This is a genomic window from Prosthecobacter fluviatilis, from assembly GCF_055388355.1.
In genome coordinates this window covers 284,083-305,556 of the sequence record NZ_AP043782.1, presented here as the reverse complement: position 1 = coordinate 305,556, position 21,474 = coordinate 284,083, and the positions used below count along the sequence as shown (strand labels likewise).

At 64.7% G+C, this 21,474-nt stretch carries 10 protein-coding genes; 4 read left to right on the top strand and 6 right to left on the bottom strand.

Annotation, left to right across the window (positions count from 1 at the left end; translation table 11 throughout):
• Positions 1-68: 68 nt before the first annotated feature.
• Positions 69-824 carry a hypothetical protein gene (locus ACZ5WW_RS01105; protein ID WP_377170265.1) on the bottom strand — a complete coding sequence of 252 codons (756 nt, stop codon included), beginning with the start codon at positions 822-824 and terminating at the stop codon, positions 69-71.
• 262 nt (positions 825-1,086) lie between these two features.
• On the opposite strand from ACZ5WW_RS01105, the gene ACZ5WW_RS01100 reads away from it, so the two are divergent.
• The 3 genes from ACZ5WW_RS01100 to ACZ5WW_RS01090 all read left to right on the top strand — a co-directional run bounded on the left by ACZ5WW_RS01100 (position 1,087) and on the right by ACZ5WW_RS01090 (position 4,314).
• Positions 1,087-1,563, top strand: a complete 477-nt coding sequence (locus tag ACZ5WW_RS01100; protein WP_377170267.1) for a hypothetical protein — start codon at positions 1,087-1,089, stop codon at positions 1,561-1,563.
• Positions 1,564-1,961: 398 nt separating this feature from the next.
• Entirely contained in the window at positions 1,962-3,197 is a 1,236-nt protein-coding gene (locus tag ACZ5WW_RS01095; protein WP_377170269.1) for a hypothetical protein, read from the top strand.
• Between the two features lie 58 nt (positions 3,198-3,255).
• Positions 3,256-4,314, top strand: coding sequence for a hypothetical protein (locus tag ACZ5WW_RS01090; protein ID WP_377170271.1), 1,059 nt, complete (start codon positions 3,256-3,258; stop codon positions 4,312-4,314).
• 1,229 nt (positions 4,315-5,543) lie between these two features.
• On the opposite strand, the gene ACZ5WW_RS01085 is transcribed toward ACZ5WW_RS01090, so the two are convergent.
• Together ACZ5WW_RS01085 and ACZ5WW_RS01080 are read right to left on the bottom strand one after the other, a co-directional pair.
• On the bottom strand, positions 5,544-8,060 hold the full coding sequence (locus ACZ5WW_RS01085; RefSeq protein ID WP_377170274.1) for a DUF1592 domain-containing protein: 2,517 nt from the start codon (positions 8,058-8,060) through the stop codon (positions 5,544-5,546).
• A gap of 353 nt (positions 8,061-8,413) precedes the next feature.
• Positions 8,414-8,566, bottom strand: coding sequence for a hypothetical protein (locus ACZ5WW_RS01080; protein WP_377170276.1), 153 nt, complete (start codon positions 8,564-8,566; stop codon positions 8,414-8,416).
• Between the two features lie 248 nt (positions 8,567-8,814).
• Between ACZ5WW_RS01080 and ACZ5WW_RS01075 the strand changes: the two genes are divergently transcribed.
• A complete protein-coding gene (locus ACZ5WW_RS01075; RefSeq protein WP_377170278.1) occupies positions 8,815-9,522 on the top strand; it encodes a DUF4231 domain-containing protein in 708 nt (235 codons plus the stop codon).
• 1,480 nt (positions 9,523-11,002) lie between these two features.
• Here the strand turns inward: ACZ5WW_RS01075 and ACZ5WW_RS01070 are convergent.
• From ACZ5WW_RS01070 to ACZ5WW_RS01060, 3 genes are all read right to left on the bottom strand, one after another.
• Complete coding sequence (locus ACZ5WW_RS01070) at positions 11,003-12,910, bottom strand: hypothetical protein (RefSeq protein ID WP_377170280.1); 1,908 nt, start codon at positions 12,908-12,910, stop codon at positions 11,003-11,005.
• 72 nt (positions 12,911-12,982) lie between these two features.
• The gene (locus tag ACZ5WW_RS01065; RefSeq protein ID WP_377170282.1) at positions 12,983-19,354 is read right to left on the bottom strand and encodes an AAA-like domain-containing protein; all 6,372 of its coding nucleotides are present in this window, start codon (positions 19,352-19,354) and stop codon (positions 12,983-12,985) included.
• Between the two features lie 75 nt (positions 19,355-19,429).
• Entirely contained in the window at positions 19,430-21,472 is a 2,043-nt protein-coding gene (locus ACZ5WW_RS01060) for an AAA-like domain-containing protein (protein ID WP_377170284.1), read from the bottom strand.
• Between the last annotated feature and the right edge of the window lie 2 nt (positions 21,473-21,474).

Genomic DNA, 21,474 nt, shown 5'->3' with positions numbered 1-21,474 from the left:
CAGGCATGGGCTGATGCAGCAGCACCTCCAGGTTCCTGACAGCTTTGCTCTTCAACGCGTGCAGAGGGTCACTTCACGGTGACCTGCTTGTCGAGCTTGTCGGCGGAGGAGCCGAAGAGGCCTTCGCGGCTTTTGGAAAAACGGAAATAGAGGGTCGAGGGCTTGTCGTCACTCCAGCCATCGACGGTGAGCAGGTCATCTGCGCCCTGGGTCCATTTGAGAGGCCATTCCTTGCCGGAGGCATTGGCCTGGATGCCGCTGCCGTCCGCCTTGAAGGTGAACTGGCTGCCGCTGGCGGTGGTCCATTTTTTTCCGACAAAGGTCCGGGGCTGGCGGGAGGGGGCTTCAGGGTTGCCGCCGATTTTTTCAAGCTCGCTCTTCGCGGCGAGGGCGTCTTCGAGCTTCCCTGCCTTGGCGTAGGTGTCCTGCAGTTTTTGCAGTTCGCGGACATAGACGGCGTCGCTTGGCTGCAGGGCTTTGTCGCGCGACTGGATCCAGGATTTTCGGAGGGCGACGAGCCTGGCGGGTTGTTTGTCGGAGGCGGGTGCTGAAGCCGCTGTGGCGGCGTCTTCGACCACGCTCTGGCTTTCGTTTTTGACGGCCATGGCGTCTTCGAGCTGCCCGGCCTTGGTGAAGGTGTCGAGCAGCTTCTGCAATTCGCGCAGGTAGCCTTCATCGATGGGCTGTGCGGCACGGGCGCGTGCCTGCTCCCAGGATTTTCTGAGCATGCTGATCTGGGTGGGCTCTGCAGTCAGCGCTGAGGCGGAGAAGGCAAAGATCGAAAGGCCGAGGACGATCCAGGTGCTGAGATGGCGTGTGTTCATGAACGAATTGTTTCGTTTGAGTGGAAGTCTGGCATCGGGGCTGAAAGCCCCTGCATGCGCCGCAATCTGAGCAGCGAACGGCGCGGCGGCGAGTCCAACTTTCGAAGGACCCGCAGACTGAAGAAATGCCCTAGGTGGCACTGACGACGCACCTGGAGAATGCGGACCACGGGCGTTGCGGCGGTGCTCCGGGTGGCTGAGAAGGCAGGCGCGGGAGTTGCACAACTTCTGCTTTCGTTCACTCTGTGAGCTGATCTTGTGTATGCGCCGCTTCCTCACACGCCTGCTTCTCCTTTCCGCCGCGCTCGGCCTGATGTCCTGCCGCTCTGTGAAGGAGGAGGAGGGAGACAGTGCGCGGTTTAGCGCCGGCAATTCATTCTCCTCCTGTGAGTACATTCTGAAGGGTACGCGAATGTCGTATTACACGATCGGGTACAATGGCGCGGATCGAAAGCGGGTGAGCACCAGAAAGCTGACGCCCGAGGAGCTGGCCGCGTTTTGGAAAGGGCTGGAGGACAACGATGTGTACCACTGGCGGAGCAAGTACGAGCCGTCAGGCGAGGTTCCCTACACGGATCCGGGAACCTGGGATCTCACGATCCACAAAGGAGGAAAACGAGTGCTGCAATGCTGGGGCTTTGCGGCCTACCCCAGCGATGCTGATCCGCGCAAAACGACCTCGTTTGAAGAGACTGACCGTTTCAAGAGGATGTTCAATCTCTTCATTCTCCACCTGTAAGCAGCTCCTGAAGAGGGGGCGGGGCTCCGTGGCTCAGAGAGGGGCACGGCGGGCGCTGGGCCTGCGCAGCAGATTTTCCTGTCCGTCATCTGCATGGCCCCTTTTGTGCTGCTGTGCACGCGCGCGCCGCATGCGTGGAGCCGGGATGGCGATGGCTGTGATGGACCTGCCTTGCCAGCAGGCGCAGCACGCTTTTCAAGTCCGGCCTTTCCGTGTTTTTATCTCGACAAGACCTGCGGAAACAAGCAATTAATTGAATCTATCACTTAATCCTTATTTATTTGTATCTTAGATAAAGACATTCTGAATATAGGGCGTTAGAAATTTTGTTTTTAGGACAATCCCATGTTTTTCCTCGTTGAAGTGACGAGCAGATCAACCTCCGACATTATAGAAGCATGACCCCGGCTCACATTTCCACCCGCAGCGCCCGCATTCAGTTTCGCTTTGTGATCGGGGTCTGCGCCTGCTCGCTGATGGCCTCCTGCGGGAGCGGCCCGAATTATTACCGCCCCAGCTTTGTGGAGATGGCGCGGGTGCCGCGAACGGTGAAGGTTCTGGATAAGAACGGCAAGCCGGTCGAGGTGGCGGTGGACAGCAGGACGGACCGCAATGCGGAGCTTCGCTTCAGCGACCAGGTGGCGATCAACTACGCGAATGAGATGATCAATGTGCTGGCGCCGAAGTTCAACCGGGCGCGGTATGCCAGCAATGCCTCCGCGACGCTGCAGACGGCCTCCTCCGGCCTGGTGGCTGGAAACGCCGCCACCAAGCTGGGCGCGCAGGCTCTTTCGTGGCTCGGCGTGACGAATCTGCTGCTGCCCGGCATCCAGGGGATCTTTGACGCGAAGGGACGCTCCCAGGCCTACCTGAAGGCTGCGTATGAGATCAAGAGCGCGATCAATGAGTACCAGTCGTTCAATCAGAACCCGTCCGGCACGGTGCTCACGCAGAACGGGGTGACGCTGGTGCACCGCACGGATGCGGCGATCCATGTGGTGGAGTCGTTCCTGGCAGGCGAGATGCCTGACCCGGTGAAGGTGCGCCAGATGGTGGAGCCGATGTCAACGAAGGGCGCCGTCGTCACGGCCGCCGGAGATCCGGTGTATAACAACATCTCGTCCAGCGGACTGAGGCAGGCGGTGGCCGAAATCCCGTTTAACCCAGGGAGGACCACGGATGACAAGATCACTCTGCCTGGCGCTGCGTACCTGAAGCGGGTGGATTCGCTGCTGGGGCGGGTGGATGGCATGAAAGCTGCCGATGCCATCAAAGCCGCCAATGACAATCTGGGGCTGACCCTGACCGCGAACGACGGCACCAAGGCGACCTCGCTCATCTACCGGGCGATAGCGGAGCTGCGCAACACGGAGGACGTGAAAGCAGTGGAAAAGTGGGAGGCGATTGTGCCGCCCCTGAGTGCGACGCAGAGCCGCATCGACAAATTGATTGATAAAGCCGGCGGCCTGGGAGACCGGGCAGTCGTCATAGCCAATCAGAAATGGCCGGGCGGCCCCTCCTTCACCAGCAAGGCGAAGGCGATCCAGGCCATCAGAAGGGCGCTCATCGTCCTGCAGCAAACCCCTGACGAAACCGAAATCGCCGACTGGGAGCAGCGGATCAACGGACCGTGAAGCCACGGACAGGCCCCCAGCTGCAACAGCCCGCCACAACACTCAGCCCTCCTAAAACATGCCTGACAACCTCATCACCAAATTCAAGGCCGCCACATTAGATGACCTGATCGAACATCTGCAGGTGAGCATCGAAGCCAACAACGGTGTCATTGTCTCCATTTCAAACCTGACGAGCACCGCAGAGGGCAAGACCGAGTATTTTCATGAGGTCGAATACTTCAAGCGTCCGGCAGGGACGGTGGTGAAGCCGGTGGAGTATCACGAGTTTAAGAGCGCGGAGGAGGCGGCCCAGCGGCTGGAAATGGCGGAGGTGCTCAGCCAGGGAAACTGCCCGGTGTGCTATTCGAGGCTGACGTTCATCGACGCAAATGGTGTGGCGATCGCGACGAATATTTTCTTTTACCGGCCTGATGGCGGGGCGTGGCTGGCGACGGTGACGAAACCGGCGATCAGCGCAGACCTGACGGGGACCATCCCGTGGAGCAAGGCCAAAAGAAGCCAGACAACCTACCAGGGGCTGAGCAAAGATGGCATTTCCTACTTTCCCAAAACGGGAGGCGGAAACGCTGCGGTGGTGACGGTCACGGACGCGGACATCGACACGGACGGCCCCGGGGGGAGCAAGGCGGTCGATCCCTACTGGCTGCCCAACACCTCGCTGACGGATGCGAACGGGAAGTCCTGCGACTCGCGCAAGTTTTTAGGGGTCGTGATTCCGCCGGGGCTGACGCATGAGTTTGGCATCCGCACGGGGGACTTTGCGCTGCTGAACTGGAAGGACAAGCAGGTGCCCGTGCAGGTGTATGATGTGGGGCCGAGCACGAAGATCGGAGAAATCAGCTTTGGCGCGGCTCTGGCGCTGGGCATCCACACAGACAGCAGCCCTGCCGGTGAAAAGGCGGCTGCCACCAGGGGAAATTCTGTGAAGGATCTGATGACGGTGTTTTTCCCGGGCTCCGGCGGCGGCAAGGCCGTGACTCAGGAGCAGACGACGGAGGCTGTGAAAAAGCGCCTGGCAGACTGGCTGGCGCCTGCTGCACCGGCGGTGGCACCGGCACCGGCTGCACCTGTGGTGGTCGCAGCGGCTCCTGCCAAACCAGCGGCCGGGGGCTAGCCCCCGGCGCAGGTGAAAAAGGGCCACGGATGAACGGCCGTTTGCACTCGTGATGGATGAAGGCGGAAAGCGGTAGCTGCGTTCGTGCCTCACTCCGCGACCGCAGTCCATATGGGGCTGGGTGTGCGGTGTTTTGGGGGATGGCGGAGGTGGCCGTTGTTGCACAGCAACAAGGCTGCTTTGCCGGAACCAGTTGCGGCGCAACTGGGCTGCTTTTTAGCGGGCGGGGTGGAGCGAGGGATTTTTTTGGAGTGCGGCTGCGCAACGAGGAACGAGTGGAGCTGCCGCTTTCGTGAGTCTCGTGGCGTGCGCATACCCAGGCTGTGAGCGAAAGATCATCGGCTGCCGCCTGCGGAATTTATCGGGTTCCCGCCCTTCGTCCGGCACGGCGAAAAGCGGTAGCTGCGTTCGTGCCTCACTCCGCGACCGCAGTCCATATGGGGCTGGGTGTGCGGTGTTTTGGGGGATGGCGGAGGTGGCCGTTGTTGCACAGCAACAAGGCTGCTTTGCCGGAACCAGTTGCGGTGCAACTGGGCTGCTTTTTGGCGGCGGGTTGGAGCGAGGGATTTTTTTGGAGTGCGGCTGCGCAACGAGGAACGAGTGGAGCTGCCGCTTTCGAGGGCGGTGTGATGGGCGTGGGGTGAGGAGCTGGCGAAGGATCACCGGCTGCCACGTCCGGTTGGGGCTGGGCGTGCGAGAGCTGTGATCGACGGCGGAAAGCGGTAGCTGCGTTCGTTCCTCACTCCGCGACCGCAGTCCAAATGGGGCTGGGTGTGCGGTGTTTGGGGGGATGGCGGAGGTGGCCCTTGTTGCACAGCAACAAGGCTGCTTTGCCGGAACCAGTTGCGGCGCAACTGGGCTGCTTTTTGGCGGGCGGGTTGGAGCGAGGGATTTTTTGGAGTGCGGCTGCGCAACGAGGGACGAGTGAAGCTGCCGCTTTCGAGGGCGGTGTGATGGGCGTGGGGTGAGGAGCTGGCGAAGGATCACCGGCTGCCGCGTCCGGTTGGGGCTGGGCGTGCGAGAGCTGTGATCGACGGCGGAAAGCGGTAGCTGCGTTCGTGCCTCACTCCGCGACCGCAGTCCAAATGGGGCTGGGTGTGCGGTGTTTGGGGGGATGGCGGAGGTGGCACTTGTTGCACAGCAACAAGGCTACTTTGCCGGAACCAGTTGCGGCGCAACTGGGCTACTTTTTGGCGGCTTTCCCGGGCTCCAGTTGCGGCGCAACTGGGCTACTTTTTAGCGGGCGCGGGTTTCGTGGCTGGCGCGGGCTTGGCAGCGGGCGCGGGCTTGGCAGCGGGCGCGGGCTTTGTTGTTGGCGCGGGCTTGGCGGCGGGGGCGCTGAGGGTCTCGACGACGCGGCGGTTGAGGAAGGGGTAGCTGGTCACGACAGAGGTGATGAGGGTCTGCATGCGGTGGTTGTCTTGGGAGATGCCGCGCATGAGGCCGTCGATGACGATTTCGTCGTGGCCTTCGAGCTGGCGGCAGAGGGCGTAGGCGAGGAACTTTTCGGCGAGGTTGCGGGTGAGGTCGTCTTTGCGCTGGGCGATGATGGCTTTCAGCTCGGCGGGGGTGGTGAAGCGTTTGCCGCCGGGGAGCTCGCCTGCGGCGTCGATGGGGCCGCCGGTGTCGTCCTGGGCGCGCCAGCGGCCGATGGCGTCGAAGTTTTCCAGGCCGAAACCGATGGGGTCGAGGATCTTGTGGCAGTTGGCGCAGACGGCGTTGGTGCGGTGGAGCTCGGTGCGCTGGCGGAGGGTCATGCTGGCGATTTTGTTTTTGTCCTGCTTCTCCAGGGTCGGGACGTTCGGCGGGGCGGGCGGGACGTGCTGGCCGAGGATCTGCTCGAGCACCCAGACGCCGCGCTTCACCGGGCTGGTGCGATTGGGGAAGGAGGTGACGGCGAGGATGCCGGGCATGCCGAGGATGCCGCCGCGATTGGGGTCGGGGAGTTTGACGCGGCGGAGTTTGGAGCCGGTGATTTCGGTGGCTGGCGCGCGAGCGGCCGGTGTCAGATCAGGCGGTGAGACGGCAGGCGCGGAGCTGGGAGCGGGGTCGTTTTCTTTGGGATTCTTTGGATGGCCAATGGCGCGCTCGAGAAACCCGAGCCGGGGGGCTTGCTCAGGCTTGATGCCATGCGTGTAGAGGGCGGCGAGGGATTCGTTGAGGTAGGTGTAATCTGCGGTGATGAAGGTGGAGACGGGGGCGTTGTCGCGGATGATGCTGGTGAAGAAGAGGCGGGCTTCGTCATACATGGCCTGACGGAGCTCGGGGGTCATCTGGGGGAATTTGGTGGTGTCGAAGGTCTTGCTGGCGAGATCGGCGAGGCCGAGCCACTGGGCGCCGAAGCCGTCGAAGAGGGCGCGGGAGCGGTCGTCTTTGAGCATGCGGGCGACCTGGGTCTTGAGGACGGCGGGGTCGTGGAGTTTGCCCTGGTCGGCGAGGGTGGAGAGTTCTTCATCGGGCATGGTGGCCCAGAGGAGGTAGGAGAGGCGGGAGGCGAGCATCCAGTCGTCTAGCGGGACGATCTCGGGGGCGGGTGGAGGCGTGGGTGAGGGCGTGGTCCCCTGCCCTGGGATGGTGACGGCCACCGGGGCAGAGGTAACGCCGGTGCTGGCGGGGGTGATGTAGAGGAACTGGGGGGAGACGAGGGCGGCCTTGAGCATGAGCTTGAGGGCATCGTCATAGGGGAGCTGGTTTTTCGTGGCGAGGTCGTAGACCTGCATGAGGACATCCACCTCCTGCGCGGTAGCGGGCCGGCGGTAGGCCTGCCGGGCGATTTTTTGCGCGACCTGCCGGGCGGCTGCGCGGTAGTCTGCGGGCGTGGAGTCGATGGTGGGTGCGGACGGGAGGTCGAAGAGGCGCTGCCGGACCTCCACCTGCGTGAGGGTGGCTGGGCCGCGGCGCGGGGGGAGGCCGAGGCGGAGGGCCTCATTGGCGATGCCGAGGTACTGCTCCATTTGCAACGGTGAGAGCGTGTTGAGGTAGCCTTCGCCGGGGACGTCGTCGGGGAGCTCTTTGACGATGTCCGGGGAGACGCCAAGGAGGTCGTGCAGGGTGTTGCCGTATTCGGTCTTGGTGAGGCGGCGGATGACGAAGGCGCCGGGGTCCTGGGGGCTGAGGTATTTGAGGCGGCTGACCCAGCTCATAAACTCCTCGCGCTCGGCGTCGGTGGGCTGCTTGTCGGCGTCGTCCGGGGGCATGTCGTGCGCGTTGACGGTGGCGAGGCCCATTTTCCAGCGGCGGGTGAAGGCGGGGTCGGCGGGGTTTTTGAGGGCGGGGGCGAAGTTGACGCCGCCTTTCATGCGGCGGTCGCCGTGGCACTCCCAGCAGTAGTTTCTGATGAAGGGGGTGATCTTGTCTTTGAAGGTGCGGCGGACTTCGTCCTGAACGGTGAGCGCGGCGGCGACGGTGGGCTTGGTGGTGGGTTTTGCGGCCGGCTGAGGAGCGGGAGTGGTGGCAGCGGGCCGGGCAGAGGCCTGTGAGGGTGTGGTAGATGCTGGTAGGGGCGCGGGCTTGGGCGCTGGGGCTGCGGTTTTGGCCGGGGCGGCTGCGGTGCTGGCGGGCGCTGGGGCTGCGGGGGCGCTGGCTGTTGCGGGAGCGGGCGCTTTGGCGGGTGTCGCGGCTGCGGCGGGCGCTTTGGCTGGCGCGGGGGTTTGGGCGTGCGGGATGGACGCGGGCAGCAGGGCGAGGAGGGCGCAGAGGAGGGGCAGGATGACGCGGAGGTCATGCCGCTGGGTGAGTGGGGGCATCAGGGGATTCTTCAATGGGGGGACCGTTGGGTTACGGTGCGCGCGGGGTGGGTCTTGCGCTGAGTCGATTTGCCCCCCCATGGGAAGGATGGGTTTGAGACAGATGGGGGGCTGCGGGCCAGAGACAGACGCCGTCGCTGGGGGAAATGGATGAAGGTTCCCAGTGTGGCCCGGAGCTGAGCCCTGCGGTCATGCTTTTTTTGCGCGCAGCCACTGGGCTGCCATGACGGGGGCTATGGAGAGAGAGCGGGGGGCCGCGCGGTTTTGCGGCCGCGGGCAGACCTGAACAGCTGATTCACAGAGGGGGAGAGGTCTCCCCCGCCCTGTGTGTGCTGACGGTGAGGGGGGAGAAATCAGCCCAGGACCTGAAGGAGGACGCGGCCGACGAGGAGGATGACGACGGAGGCGTAGATGATGGCGCTGACGGTGTCTTCCGGGTGCGTGACGCGCCTGGCGGGCACGGGTGCGCTTTCATCGAAGGTGAAGGAGGGCAGTGGCGATGTCATGGCGTGTGGGCGGGTGCGGGGTGGATGACGGCTGCGCGTTTGATTTCGCCACCAGATTACCCGGACTGCGGGGAAACACCGATAAGTAAAAGGTTCATATTGGCGGCCGGGTGCCGGGAGGGATGGGGGGCTGCGGGGCTGCTGCCTCCCCTGCCCCCCGGGGGCGCGGGCTGGCCCAGGGCGGGTGGTTCTTCTGAAAAAGGTCTGGCCAGACGGGGCATTGGGATTCATCATGGGGCTTTACTGCCATGGAAGAAGAGGTGTTTTCGAATTTCCTGAAGAAGCGTTACGAAGACCAGCTGCAATGGTTTGAGGCGAAGGCGGCGGCGCAGAAGCGGCGCTACCATGTGCTGCAGACGAGCGTGGTGGTGATCTCGTCTTCGATGCCGGTGATGGTGACGATGATGCCGCCGACGCAGAACTGGATCACGGCTTCGGCTTCGGTGATGCTGGCGCTGGGGACGGCGCTGCTGAAGATGCTGCACCTGCCGGAGGCGTGGATCAACTACCGGGACACGGCGCAGGCGCTGCGGCAGGAGATGTCGTGGATGGAATTTCAGACGGGGGTGTACGCGGAGCTGGACCTGCCGACGGCACGGAGGAAATTCATTGACCGCGTGGAGGACATCCTGCTGAAGGAGTCGGGCACGTGGCGCAGCACGGCGATGACGCCGGTGATGAACAACAACGGCGGTCAGCCAAACCCCTCCTATGGAGGTGGTGGCGGAGGCAGCGGAGGCTACCGGCCACCGCAGCAGCAGCAGTCGCGCGGGGATCGCGGTGACAGGCAGTCGTATAATAACGGGGACCGGGGTGAGCGCGGGGACCGCCAGAACCATGGAGGAGACCGTGCAGAGCGGCAAAACAACGGTGGGGACCGTGCAGAGCGACAGCCGCCACCGCCGATGCAGCAGCGAGTACCGCGCTCGACCGAGGTGGATCTGGAGAATGGGTGAGCACAGCGAATCCATGCGGCTGAGCAACGAGGGACGTGTGGAGCTGCCGCTTTTGTAATACCACGATCTGTTAAAAACGGGTCTGAAGGTGGAGGCACGAGCTGACGGAGGGGGATCATCTTGATCCCCCCACCTGCAGCGTGTTCGCGGATGTGCGAGAGCGCTGGATGATGAGGGAGGCTCGGCTTTGCGAAGGCACGAGAATGCAGGGCGATGCGTGAGCGTGAGGGATCGGGACGATCCCTCTCCGCCAGAGGCTTCGCCGCAGAGACGGAGGGGGATCATCTTGATCCCCCCACCTGCAGCGTGTTCGCGGATGTGCGAGAGCGCTGGATGATGAGGGAGGCCCGGCTTTGCGGAGGCACGAGAATGCAGGGCGATGCGTGAGCGTGAGGGATCGGGACGATCCCTCTCCGCCAGAGGCTTCGCCGCAGCGACGGAGGGGGATCATCTTGATCCCCCCACCTGCAGCGTGTTCGCGGATGTGCGAGAGCGCTGGATGATGAGGGAGGCTCGGCTTTGCGGAGGCACGAGAATGCAGGGCGATGCGTGAGCGTGAGGGATCGGGACGATCCCTCTCCGCCAGAGGCTTCGCCGCAGAGACGGAGGGGGATCATCTTGATCCCCCCACCTGCAGCGTGTTCGCGGATGTGCGAGAGCGCTGGATGATGAGGGAGGCTCGGCTTTGCGAAGGCACGAGAATGCAGGGCGATGCGTGAGCGTGAGGGATCGGGACGATCCCTCTCCGCCAGAGCGCTGGCTGGCCGCAGAGACGGAGGGGGATCATCTTGATCCCCCCACCTGCAGCGTGTTCGCGGATGTGCGAGAGCGCTGGATGATGAGGGAGGCTCGGCTTTGCGGAGGCACGAGAATGCAGGGCGATGCGGGAGCGTGAGGGATCGGGACGATCCCTCTCCGCCAGAGGCTTCGCCGCAGAGACGGAGGGGGATCATCTTGATCCCCCCACCTGCAGCGTGTTCGCGGATGTGCGAGAGCGCTGGATGATGAGGGAGGCCCGGCTTTGCGGAGGCACGAGAATGCAGGGCGATGCGGGAGCGTGAGGGATCGGGACGATCCCTCTCCGCCAGAGGCTTCGCCGCAGAGACGGAGGGGGATCATCTTGATCCCCCCACCTGCAGCGTGTTCGCGGATGTGCGAGAGCGGTGGATGATGAGGGAGGCTCGGCTTTGCGGAGGCACGAGTATGCAGGGCGATGCGGGAGCGTGAGGGATCGGGACGATCCCTCTCCGCCAGAGCGCTGGCTGGCCGCATGGGATGCTGGCTTACATCCATAAGACCCGTTTTCAACTGTGCGTGGTATAAGTCTCGTGGCGTGCGCATGCCCAGGCTGTGAGCGAAAGATCATCGGCTGCCGCCTGCGGAATTTATCGGGTTCCCGCCGTTCGTCCGGCACGGCGGAAAGCGGCAGCTGCGTTCGTGCCTCCCTTCGCGACCGCAGTCCCTATTCTGCGGCGAGGGCTCAGGGCCGGGTCATGAAGGGGCTGCGGGAGAAGCCGCGCTTGTCGTGGTTGGTGATGCTTTCGATGTACCACTCGTGGGCGTAGGAGTGGGCGTCGAGGTAGGCGTCCATGTCTTCCTTGAGCTCGATCTGGAAGCGGCTGAAGCGGGGGTGCCAGCCTTCGGGAGGGACGCCCTGGGCAAAGGCGGAGGTGCAGTAGTAGTCGAGGGGGTGGTACTGAATGACGCTGCTGAGGTCCCCCTGCTCTTTGACGTCGGGGAGCGGGGTGTCGAGGATGGTGAGGCGGAGGTTGGCGGGCCTGATGCCGAGGATGTCGAGGGTGCGTGCTGCGGCCATGACGACGAAACCGCCGGCGCTGTGGCCGATGAAGTGCATGGGCTGGTCGGCGCGGACTTTACCGGATTTGATCTGCATGGCGAGCTTGCAGCCGACGATCTTGCCGATCTCCTCGCCCATGGAGCGGATGGCGGCGAGGTCGTTGAGGAAATTGTGCTGGAGGGAGGGGTCCTGGGCGGCTTCGTGCCAGTCCACGAGGCAGATTTCGGGGACTTGCAGGGCGAGGTCTTTGCTTCTCTCCAGGGTGTTTTGCATGCGCTCCATCCAGCGGCTTTTGTCTTCCTTGCGGTTGGCGCCGTCATGCAGGCCGTGGGCGATGAGGATGAGGCCGTGGGCGGTGCGCTCTGGCCGGGGGTCCCAGCCGTCTGCGGTGGCGCTGGAGAGGAGGCGGCCATCCCGCCGGTGGATGGCGCTGGTGGCGACGTAGTCTTTGGGCACGTGCCAGGCGATCCAGGCGGAGGTGAGGACGATGGCGACGGCGACGACGACGAGGCGGCCGAGGATGACGGAGAGGATGAAGCTGAGGCTGGCGGTGAGGCCGCCGAGGAGGCGGTGGTGCCAGGTGTGGCGCGCCTGCTCGACGGTGGCGCGGATGGTGGCGGCCTCGTCGAGGTTTTTGCTGCGGTAGAAGAACTCGGAGTGCTCGGCCTGGTAAAACCATTCGACGACTTCGCCGAGGAGGACGGTCTCGACCTGGTGGACGATGGCCATGGCGTCGGGGAGGGTGGCGGCGTGCTGGAGGCGGGCGGCGGCGGCTTCGAGGAAGTCGATCTGCAGGGCGTAGCGCCCGGTGCGGCGGTTGAGCTCGAGGAAGGAGCTGAGGGACTGCATCAAAATGGCGACGAGCGGGAGGGTGGTGCCTGCGAGGCCCATGACGTAGTCGGAGCCGGAGACGCGGAGGAGGTAGTCTGCGCGGCCGCTGATGACGAGCGCGGCGCCGGCGACGGCGAGGAAGAGGGCGCCGTCGAGGGTGCGGGTGACCCAGCGGCTGAGGTTTTTGCGCTCGTGGATGGCGGCGCTGCGCTTTTCCTGGTAGTGGTCTCGCTGGTTGAGGATGCGCTCTGTGAGGTAGCGCTGGCGGAGGGAATCGAGGTCAGGCGTGCTCTCGGGGGCAGAGTCCTGGGGCAGGCCGGCGGCGATGACCTGGAGCTTTGGGACGGTGGAGAGGGCCTCGACGGTGACGCGGCCGGGCAGCCAGCCGGTGGCGGCGGCGGAGCGTGCGATCTCGGCCAGGAGGCGGGCGCGCGTCCAGGTGTGCTGCATGCCGCGCCAGCGCAGCCACCAGCAGACGCCGACGATGGCGAGGGTGCAGGTGAGCACGGCGGCGGCGGTGTAGCCGGGGTGCCAGCCGAGGCGGAGGACGAGGAGCCAGAGGAGCGGGAGGACGACGGCGACGCCCTCCAGCGCGAGGATCCAGCGCCAGAGCCTGCGGGTATTGGGCGCGAGGGTGCTGGCGACGGCGTCCGCCTTTTCCAGCACCTGCGCCGCCGTGGCTCCCGGCTGCAGGCCGAGGGCGGTGCAGAGGGGCTGGTACCACGCGGGGCGGTGAGGGTGTGCGGGGGGCTGCTCCATGGGGCAGAATGATGAATCGGCTCAGCGCCTACTTCAGCGCAGCATCTGTGCCTGCGTCAAGTGTGGGACGTGCTATTTCCGGGCGGTGTCCGCAGGTTTGTCCTTGGTGAATTCCGGCAGGGAGAGGGGGGCTTTGCGCATGTCTGCGGCGCGCTGGCGGAGAGCTTTGGCGATGTCTGATGCGGTCTTGCGGTTTTCGGGCTTGGTGAGGGGGAGGGCCTCCATCCAGGCGGCGAGGCGCTCTTCGCGCAGGGGCAGGTCGCCGAAGTTTTTCACGGCGGAGATGGCGACGAGCTCCTTCATGGCTGGCAGCGCGGCCAGGGCCTGGCTGTAGGGGGGATCAAAGAGCGCTGCGTCGGGATACAAGTGGAAGGACAATGAGACGACGCACTGGGCGAGGGCCTCCTCGTTGTCTCCCTGAAGGGCGGCGAGGATGGCTTTGTTGTAGGGGGTGGTGGAGCTGGGCTTTTTGTCCTTGGCGGCGCTTTCCTGAATCCTGCGGGCTGTTTCTTTGAGGTCTCCCAGAAGCCAGGGAAGCCAGATGTTTGCCGGGCGCTCTGCTTCCGGCATGCGGGCGGTCAGCGCCTCGGTTTCGTCGATGGTTTTCTTCATTTCGGCTTCGAGCGCGGGGATCTGGGCGGGAGCGGTGCCGGGGCTCAGGATCTCCCGCTTGAGGATCAATGCGAGCTGGTGAAGGCAGGACTGGCGCTTGCTCAGGGTGAGGCCCGAGTCTGGAGCGAGGGCGCGCTGCAGCACGGCTTTGGCCTCCGCGAGCCTGCCAGCCAGGCGCAGCGCACCGGCGTAGGCGCTGGCGTGAGTGATGCCGGCGATGCTGTCGGAGTCGGGCTCTGCGCGTTCAAAGAGCTGCTTGCGGATGGCGATGGCTTCGGGGAAGAGCCCCATGTCTTCCAGAAGTTCTGCGTGGGCGTCCTGGGCCCAGGTGGATGTGTCGTTGGGGAGTCCTTCGACGAAGCATTTTTCGCTGTCGGTGTACAAGCCGAGGCGGCGGAGGTTGTCCCCGAGTTCGGTGAGGACCCAGCCTTTGTTTCCTTCGTCAACGGCATGCTCATAGGCGTCCTTGTAGCCTGCCGCGGCTTCGAGGGTCTCGTTCTGCTGGCGGTAATGCGCGGCACGGCGGGAGACGAGGTGGAAGAGGATGTCCTTGTCCTCCTTTTCGCTGTCGGGCTTGACCTTCTTGAGGGCGGCCTCGATCCCCTGGTTGAGCACGCTGAGCGACCAGAGGCGGTATTCTTCATCGGGGCTGCTGGTGCCGTCCCAGAAGGCTTTGTAGAGCGGGAGGCTGTCTGGCTGGTCCTTGAAGACCTGCTCGGCAAAGGCCCGGGTTTCTTTGGCACGGCCGACGTCGTTCATGTGCTTGGCCACTTTGAGGAAGAGGGTGCGCCAGGGCTCCTCGAATTTTTTGCTGCCGGCGGCTTTTTCGATTTCGGCGGCACAGCGCAGGAGGTCTGCCTTGTCTCCGGAGAGGTCGGCGGCTTTGTCCTCCAGCTTGAAGCGGCGTGTCCAGGCCTCGTCCTCGCGGGCGGGGATGAGGGTGGCCTTGCGGACGTGGTCGAGGGCTTCGACGGGGCGGCCAAGCTCTTCGTGGAGGTAGGACCAGGAGAGCTCCGCAAAGGCCTTGTGGTCAGCCTCCTCGGCGAGGGTGGAGGTGAGCCTGAGGTAGGCGGTGGCGCGGTCATATTCCTTGAGGGCTCTGGCCTGGATGTAGGCCCTGGCGGTGCTGATGTAGTCGGGCGGGTAGCCGGACTTCACCGCCTCGTCATAGGCTTTGAGATAAGAGGTGCGGTCCTGCGGGGTGACGCCCGTGCCCTTTTTTTCGGTGATCTTTTCATAGAGTGCAGACAGGCTTGAGGACTGCTTCTGCATTTTGTCCAGGCGGGCCTTGATCTCGGACATCTGCGGACTCTCGTAGAAAAGCTGGCCTTTGCGGATGCTGAGGGCTCCGTTTGCGACGGCTTTTTTCACCGAGGCCACGCCTTCGTCGAAGACGCCCTGCCATTCGGAGGAGAGCGCCTCGCGCTTGATGCCGCCTATGTTGTGCATCTTCAGGCGCTGCTCGATGAGTCCGGCATAGTCCTGCCAGACTTCGCGGGACTGGGGCTGGGTGAGCTCCATGGACTTGAGGCGGGTGCTGAGCAGGAGCCAGCGCAGAGGAGCGGGCAGAGTTTCGATTTCGTCTATCCTGGCCTGGTCGGCCTCGGTGGCGGCGGGTTTCCAGTCCAGCAGTGTCTTGAACTTTTCCAGGTGCTGCATGTGCTGACAGTCCATGCCGCATTTTTCGAGCTTGCCGTGTGTGTTGCTGGCGCGGGCGAGGAGCGCGTCGATGTCCTCGCGGCGGACGTGCGCGCCCCCTCCTCGGTACCACTCGGTGACCTGGGCAAAGATGTGCCAGGAGTCGGCGATGTCCCGGGCGGCGTCTGCGTCGGCATGCATGTCGCGCCAGGACCTGTCCTCCCGGGCCACGCCGACGACGGAGAGCGCGTCTGAGACGTCCACGGACCAGCGGGACTTGGCGTCTTCGAGGGATTCGCCGGCGCGGATGATGGGGGTGGGTTTGGGGAAGAACTTCCAGAGGCGGAGCCAGCCGTGCTGATCTGCGGCGACGAGGCAGCGGCCGTCGGGTGAAAAGGCCACGGCCTCTGCCTGCGCGGGCTTTTCTGAAAAGGCGGGGATGGTCTCGAAGACCTCGCCGTCCCTGCCAAGGCGGATGGAGCCGTTTTTCAGACCGGCGGCATACCAGCTGCCCTCGGGTGAAAAGGCGAAGGTGACGGGCGGGAAGGAGGAGCGAAAAGAATTGGCGCGTTCGATGGAGTAGGTGCCGTGCGCGATCTGGAGGAAGATGCCGTCATTGCCGCCGTCCTTGGTGACGAGGTGGGTGAGGTCATCCGGTGCCATGACCACAGGGCCGGAGAAGTCGTCGCTGGACTCCACCTCTCCATCGGCAGATTTGTAGGTGATGTATTTTTTGTCGTCGCCTGCGATGAGCAGGAGGCCATGGCTGGCAAAGGAGAGGGTCTTGATGGCGCTTTTCGAGAATGACTTGCGCCAGCGGAAAACGGACCCGGCAGTGCCTGCGGTGTCGGGAATGGAGGGGTCTGGGAGGGTGATGTCGAGGAGGGCGACGTCGCCACTGGGGAAGCCTGCGGCGAGTGATTTTCCATCGCAGGACAAGGCGAGGCAGCAGGGGGCTTCATTGAAGATTCTGCCATCGGATTCGGTGCGGGACTGGTCGGTATCTTCGCCCTGACTGCGGCCTTTTTTGGAGGCTGCCGCCTTGCCTGTCTGGGCTTTGGGCTTGTTGAAGCTGGCGGCCGTGAGGAGCAGCGCACGGCGGGGGCCGGGGCCCTGGGCAAACTCGGCATCTCCCACCCAGGCACTCATTTCTTTGAAGCTTCTGGCGTAGCCGACTGCGACATGGGTGAGAGGCAGGGAACTGTAAGATCCATACAATCTTCTGGCGGACACGGACAGAGCCATGATGCCGTGCGGGGGACAGAAGCCCGCGGCGGTGAAGCCCTGGCTCGTGAGCTGGGGGATGGGGCTGGCTTCGGAGTCTTTTTTGGATTCAGGATCGGTGGTCAGGTACCGAAGTTCGCGCCCGATGGGGTCCAGCTCAAAGAGGGCCACATCCCCGCGCTCGGTTTCACCGAGATCCACCATGCCGGCATTGGCGATGGTTCCGCTGGGCAGGGTGAGGACGGGGCCGCGGGCAAATGAGAGGCTGCCCCGGTCTGAGAGCACATCTGTGCCATCTGCCGACCAGACGCCGATGCTGCCGGACCAGGTGCAGGCCACCAGGGAAGCACCATCTTTGCTGTAGCTGACATGGATGCGGCTGCCCCAGTCGATGTCTTTTTCATCGATGGAGTAGCCAATGCTGAGCTTGCGGATTTCGCCAAGAGTGGCGGCATCGAGCAGATAGGCATTTCCAAGCCGCCCGCCGAGGGCGATGCGTTTGCCGTCTGGAGAAACGGAGAGGGACTCCACGCCTTCCTTCAAAAGCATGAAGGCCCCGGCGGGCTTGCCGGTGCTGACATCCCGCAGCTCGACGGCTGCGGTCTCGGGGGCCCGGCCATACTCATGGGTGGAGGCGACGACGCAGGTCCTGCCGTCTGGCAGGAAGGAGAGGGCGGTGATCCGGCCTTCATGCTTCCACTGCACTGGGGGGGCTTTCTCCGGCCCGGTGCCGGCGACAACGACGGTGCCGTCTGCGAGGCCGGCGAGAAAGCGGTCTCCGGTGGGGCTGAGGGAGAGGGCGGTCCATTCGCCGAGCGGGGGCAGGATGGGCTCGGACTCGACTCCGGTGGCGAGCTCGATGGAGATGACCGGACCATCCTCGATGGCTGCGATGATTTTTTTGCCGTCCGGAAGCAGGGCTGCGGAGGCAAACTTGCGCCTGGTCTTGATGACCAGGGAGGTGACGCTGGGCTGAAGCTCCCAGACATGGAGGAGGCCGAGGCCATCCACCACCAGGAGGCGGCGGCCGTCCTTGCTGGCGTCGAGTGCGCGGACCAGCCTGCTAGTCTCATCATCAGTCCGGACACTCGCAAAGCTCAGGGGGAAAGCGAGGGAGGGCTTGGCCACTGCCTCCGGCTTGGGCTGACTGGCGAGGTCCCAGGCGAAAAGCTGGCTGAGTCTTTTGTCGTCCTCATCCTGCTGAACGACGAGAAAGCCGGGCTGGTGCCACCAGGGGATGATGCTGGTGACGGGCGTCTCCTTGGACAGCCTGAAGGCGCCGGCGGGCTCCACCTGAGAGGTGGCGGCGCGGGCAGCCGGAGCGAGTGCGGGCGCGGCTTTGGCCTCGTCGCTTGCTGCCGCTTCGTCAGGCAGAAGCTCGGCGGCGGCGGCATTGACCTCATCCTTGGCGCTTTGGGGGATGGCGGCCATGTCCTCCATGGCGCGGCGGAAGAACATCGCCTCGACGGTGCGCCTGCCTTCAGACCAGAAATTGATGGTCTGGGCCTTGTAGAGCTGGCCCATGGCGGCGGCAGCTTTCTGCTGCTGATCCTTGGCGATGGCGATTTCCGACCTGGCTTTTTTTTCGGCATCGGTGGCCACGGCTGCCTGCTGGGTGGCGGCGGTGGCCTCCGACTTGGCGCGCTCGCTGGCGGCGAGGGCCTCGGCCCGGCTTTTGTCCGCGGCTTCTTTTTCCAGGACGGTCTGCTGGAGAATGATTTCGGCGTTCTGCCGGGCGAGGTCCGCCTTGCTGCGCTGCATGAGCGCCCAGATGGCGACGGCGGGGCAGACGATGAGGAGGAGGACGGCGGCGGCGCGGCCCCAGAGGGCGGCCATGCGGGCCCAGTCCTTGGGCATGCGGTCGGAGATCCAGCGGGTGTTGAAGTTTTCCCGGTAGATGGGGTTCTTGACGATGAGCCAGCCTTTCTCTCCGCGCACGAGGCCGGTGAGCTTGAGGGCGGAGATTTCGGGCAGGACTTCGCTGTCCTCCACGCGGGAGCCTTTGAGGACGCGGCGGTAAACGCCGAGGAGCTTCTGGGTGAACTCGGGCTGGAGGGTGCGCTCTTTGTCGATGCGGTCGCGGATGGCGGTGAGGTTGTCGTCGGTCTCGCGGGCGCGCTGGGAGAGGAAGTTTTCGTGGACGATGCTGTCCACGTGCGCGGGGAGGGTGGCGGCCTCGTCTGCGGCGGCCATGGCGCAGATCTTTTGCGTGAGGTAGGGCTGGCCGCCGGTCCAGTGATAGACGCGGGAGACGATGTCCCGCGCGGCGTCCGGGGGGAGGCGGGTGAGGCCGTCTGCGAGGGCGAGGGACTCCTGCTGGGTGAAGTCGCGCAGCTCGATGCGGTGGCCGATGTTGAAGGGGGTGATGTCCTTGTTTTCGATGAGGTCGGCGGGACTGGCGACGCCCATGAGGCAGAAGCTGAGGCGCTCGAGCTCGGGGTCGCGGCTGCGGCGGTTGTAAAGCTCGCGGATGCCGGTGAAGAGCTCGTCTGTGGAGAAGGCGGTGATGCTGCGGACGTAGTCGATCTCGTCGATGACGATGACGATGCGGCCGGTGATCTCCGCGAGGAGGACGCGGCGGATGACTTCCTGCCACATCTGCTGGGGGCCGAGATTGGCATTGGCGGCGCGGAAGTCGTCGATCTCGTCCTCGATGCCGAAGTCGTCGCCGAGGCGCTCGAGCATGCCGTCGAACCACTGATGGGCGGTGAGGTTTTTGCCGAGGCCGGAGAGGTCGATGAAGCCGAAGCGGAAGCCTTCGCTGCGGAGGCTGCCGGCGGCGCGGGAGACGAGGGAGGACTTGCCCATCTGCCGGGAGGTGAGGACGTAGCAGAAGTCTCCGGCCTTGATGGCGTCAAAGAGCTCCTGGTCGGCGCGCCGCTCGATGTAGGAGCGGTTCATGGGGGGCATGGTGCCGCCGGTCCAGTAGTAGCGTGCGGTGGCGGGCTGCTTGCCGGGCTCTGTGCTCATGGGTGTGCGGGTGTGGAAGGTGCGTGCGGGGTCCCCCTGCCCCGCTGGGCGGCTGCTGCTGAGGTGGTGCGGTGGCTAGACGAGGTGGTCTTCGAGGTAGCGGCGGTAGATGCCGCAGCGTACCTGGGCCTCCTGGCGGATCTCTCCGACGATGAGGCCGGCGCTGCGGAGGCGGAGGAAGGAGTCGGGGTCGAGCTCCCTGCCCTGCTTGATGAAGCCGCGCACGGCGGCTTCGAGCTCGGGGTCGCGATGGAGGGCGATGAAGAAGCGGCGGAGGTGGTCGCCGAAGACGCCGCTGTCGCGGCTGGCATTGGCGATGAGTTTTTCGAATTCGGCGTTGGGGTCGCTCTCGGTGCGCTCGATGGTGAGGGCGTAGAGGCTGCGGCGCACGAGGAAGGGCTGGCCGCCGACGGCCTCCATGAGGCGGCGGATCTGCTCGTCATTGGCCAGGGGGTGGCCGTAGCGGGCATTGAGGTCTTTGACTTCCTCAAAGGTGAAATCCGCCAGGGTGACGCGGGTGCCGACATTGAAGGGGGACTGATTGACGTCTTTGATGAAGAGGGTGGCCTCGGTGGCGAAGCCGATCACGAGGGAGAGCTGGCTCCAGACGCTGGCGGGATTGAGCTGGCGGGCATTGTGCCAGGAGCGGAAGAGGCCGAAGACTTCGGTGCTGAAGCCGCAGGGGAAGAGGCGGTCCACCTCATCGAGGGCCCAGACGATGGGGGTCTGGGCGTCGCCGATGATGCGGCGCTTGACGAAGCGCTCGAAGCGCACATTGGGCGCGCGGCCTTCGGAGCCGGGCTCGTCGTAGGTGGCGTCGATGTCGAGCTGCTCGGCAAGCTGGTAGGCGAGGGCGCGGTAGAAGGTGTCGAGGGTGGCGAAGTCGCTCTCGTTGAGGGTCTGGAAGTCGATGATGACGACGCGGCTGCCGTTTTTGCGGGCGCGCTGGAGGCCGCGGGCGATGAGGGAGGTCTTGCCCATCTGGCGCGCGCCTTTGACGAGGACGATGCTGTCGCAGTGGTCGATGCCGGCCTCAAAGACGGCGTCTGAATTGCGCACGACGTAGAAGGGCGAGGTGAGGGGGACGGCGCCGACGGGGTTTTCCCGCTGCTGGGCCTGGGTGGCGGGCGGGGGCTGGGGGCGCTCGACGGCTTCGGTGATGGACTGGAGGAGGGCCTCATCGTCCTCGGGGCCGTGCCAGAGCTGGTACTGGAGGTGCTGGAGGGCGTGGGCCATGCCGGGGGGGAGCTCTCCCTCATAGGCGACGCGCACGGGGAGGATGCGCGGGGTGCCGCCGGGCGGGGTGTTCTGCCGGCGCTGGGCGATCTCGATCTCCTCTTCGAGCATTTCACTGCCGATGGAGAACATGGAGAGGAGCGGGATGACGATGTCTGCGGTCTCGACTTTCTCGCGGATGACGCGGCGCCAGTCTGAGCCGACTTCGAGATTTTTGTCCACAAAGACGCGGTGGCCGCGCTGCTGGAGGCGCTCGTAGATGAGGCCGAGGAGGCGCTCGTCTTCGACGACGTTGCGGCGGTAGAGGATGGCGACGGAGGATTTGTCTGCGGCGAGCGGTGGCTGGGCGGGTGCGGATGGAGATGCGGGCGCGGGTGCAGGCACAGGAGCGGGTGCCTGTGCGGGTACGGGCCGGGGCTTGGCTGCGGCGGCGGGCTGCTGGGCTTCGGACTTGAGCTGGCGGAGCTTGAGCTCGCCGATGAGCTGGCGGATCTGCACGGCGGCGCTTTCGAGCTTTTCGATGAGCGGCGGGGTGCTGGCGTCGAAGTGCTGGGTGGTGGCGAGGAGGAACTCGAAGACGCGGCAGGTGTCCGGCGCGGCGACGTAGAGGGGGACGACGGGGACTTTGTATTTGTCTGCGACGAGGAGCTCGCGCCGCTGCTCGTCGGGCTTGAGCACGGTGTTGTCGCTGATGAGGATGCACATGAGGAGGCTGTTGCAGATGGCCTGGGAGATGGAGTCGTCCCAGCGTGAGGCGAGGGCGATGCCTTCCTGGTCGATCCAGCAGCGCAGGCCATTGGCCTCAAGGACGGTGCGGAAGTTGTCTGCGCAGTCGCGGTCGCTGCTGCGGTAGCTGATAAAGACGTCGTGCTTTTTCATCATGC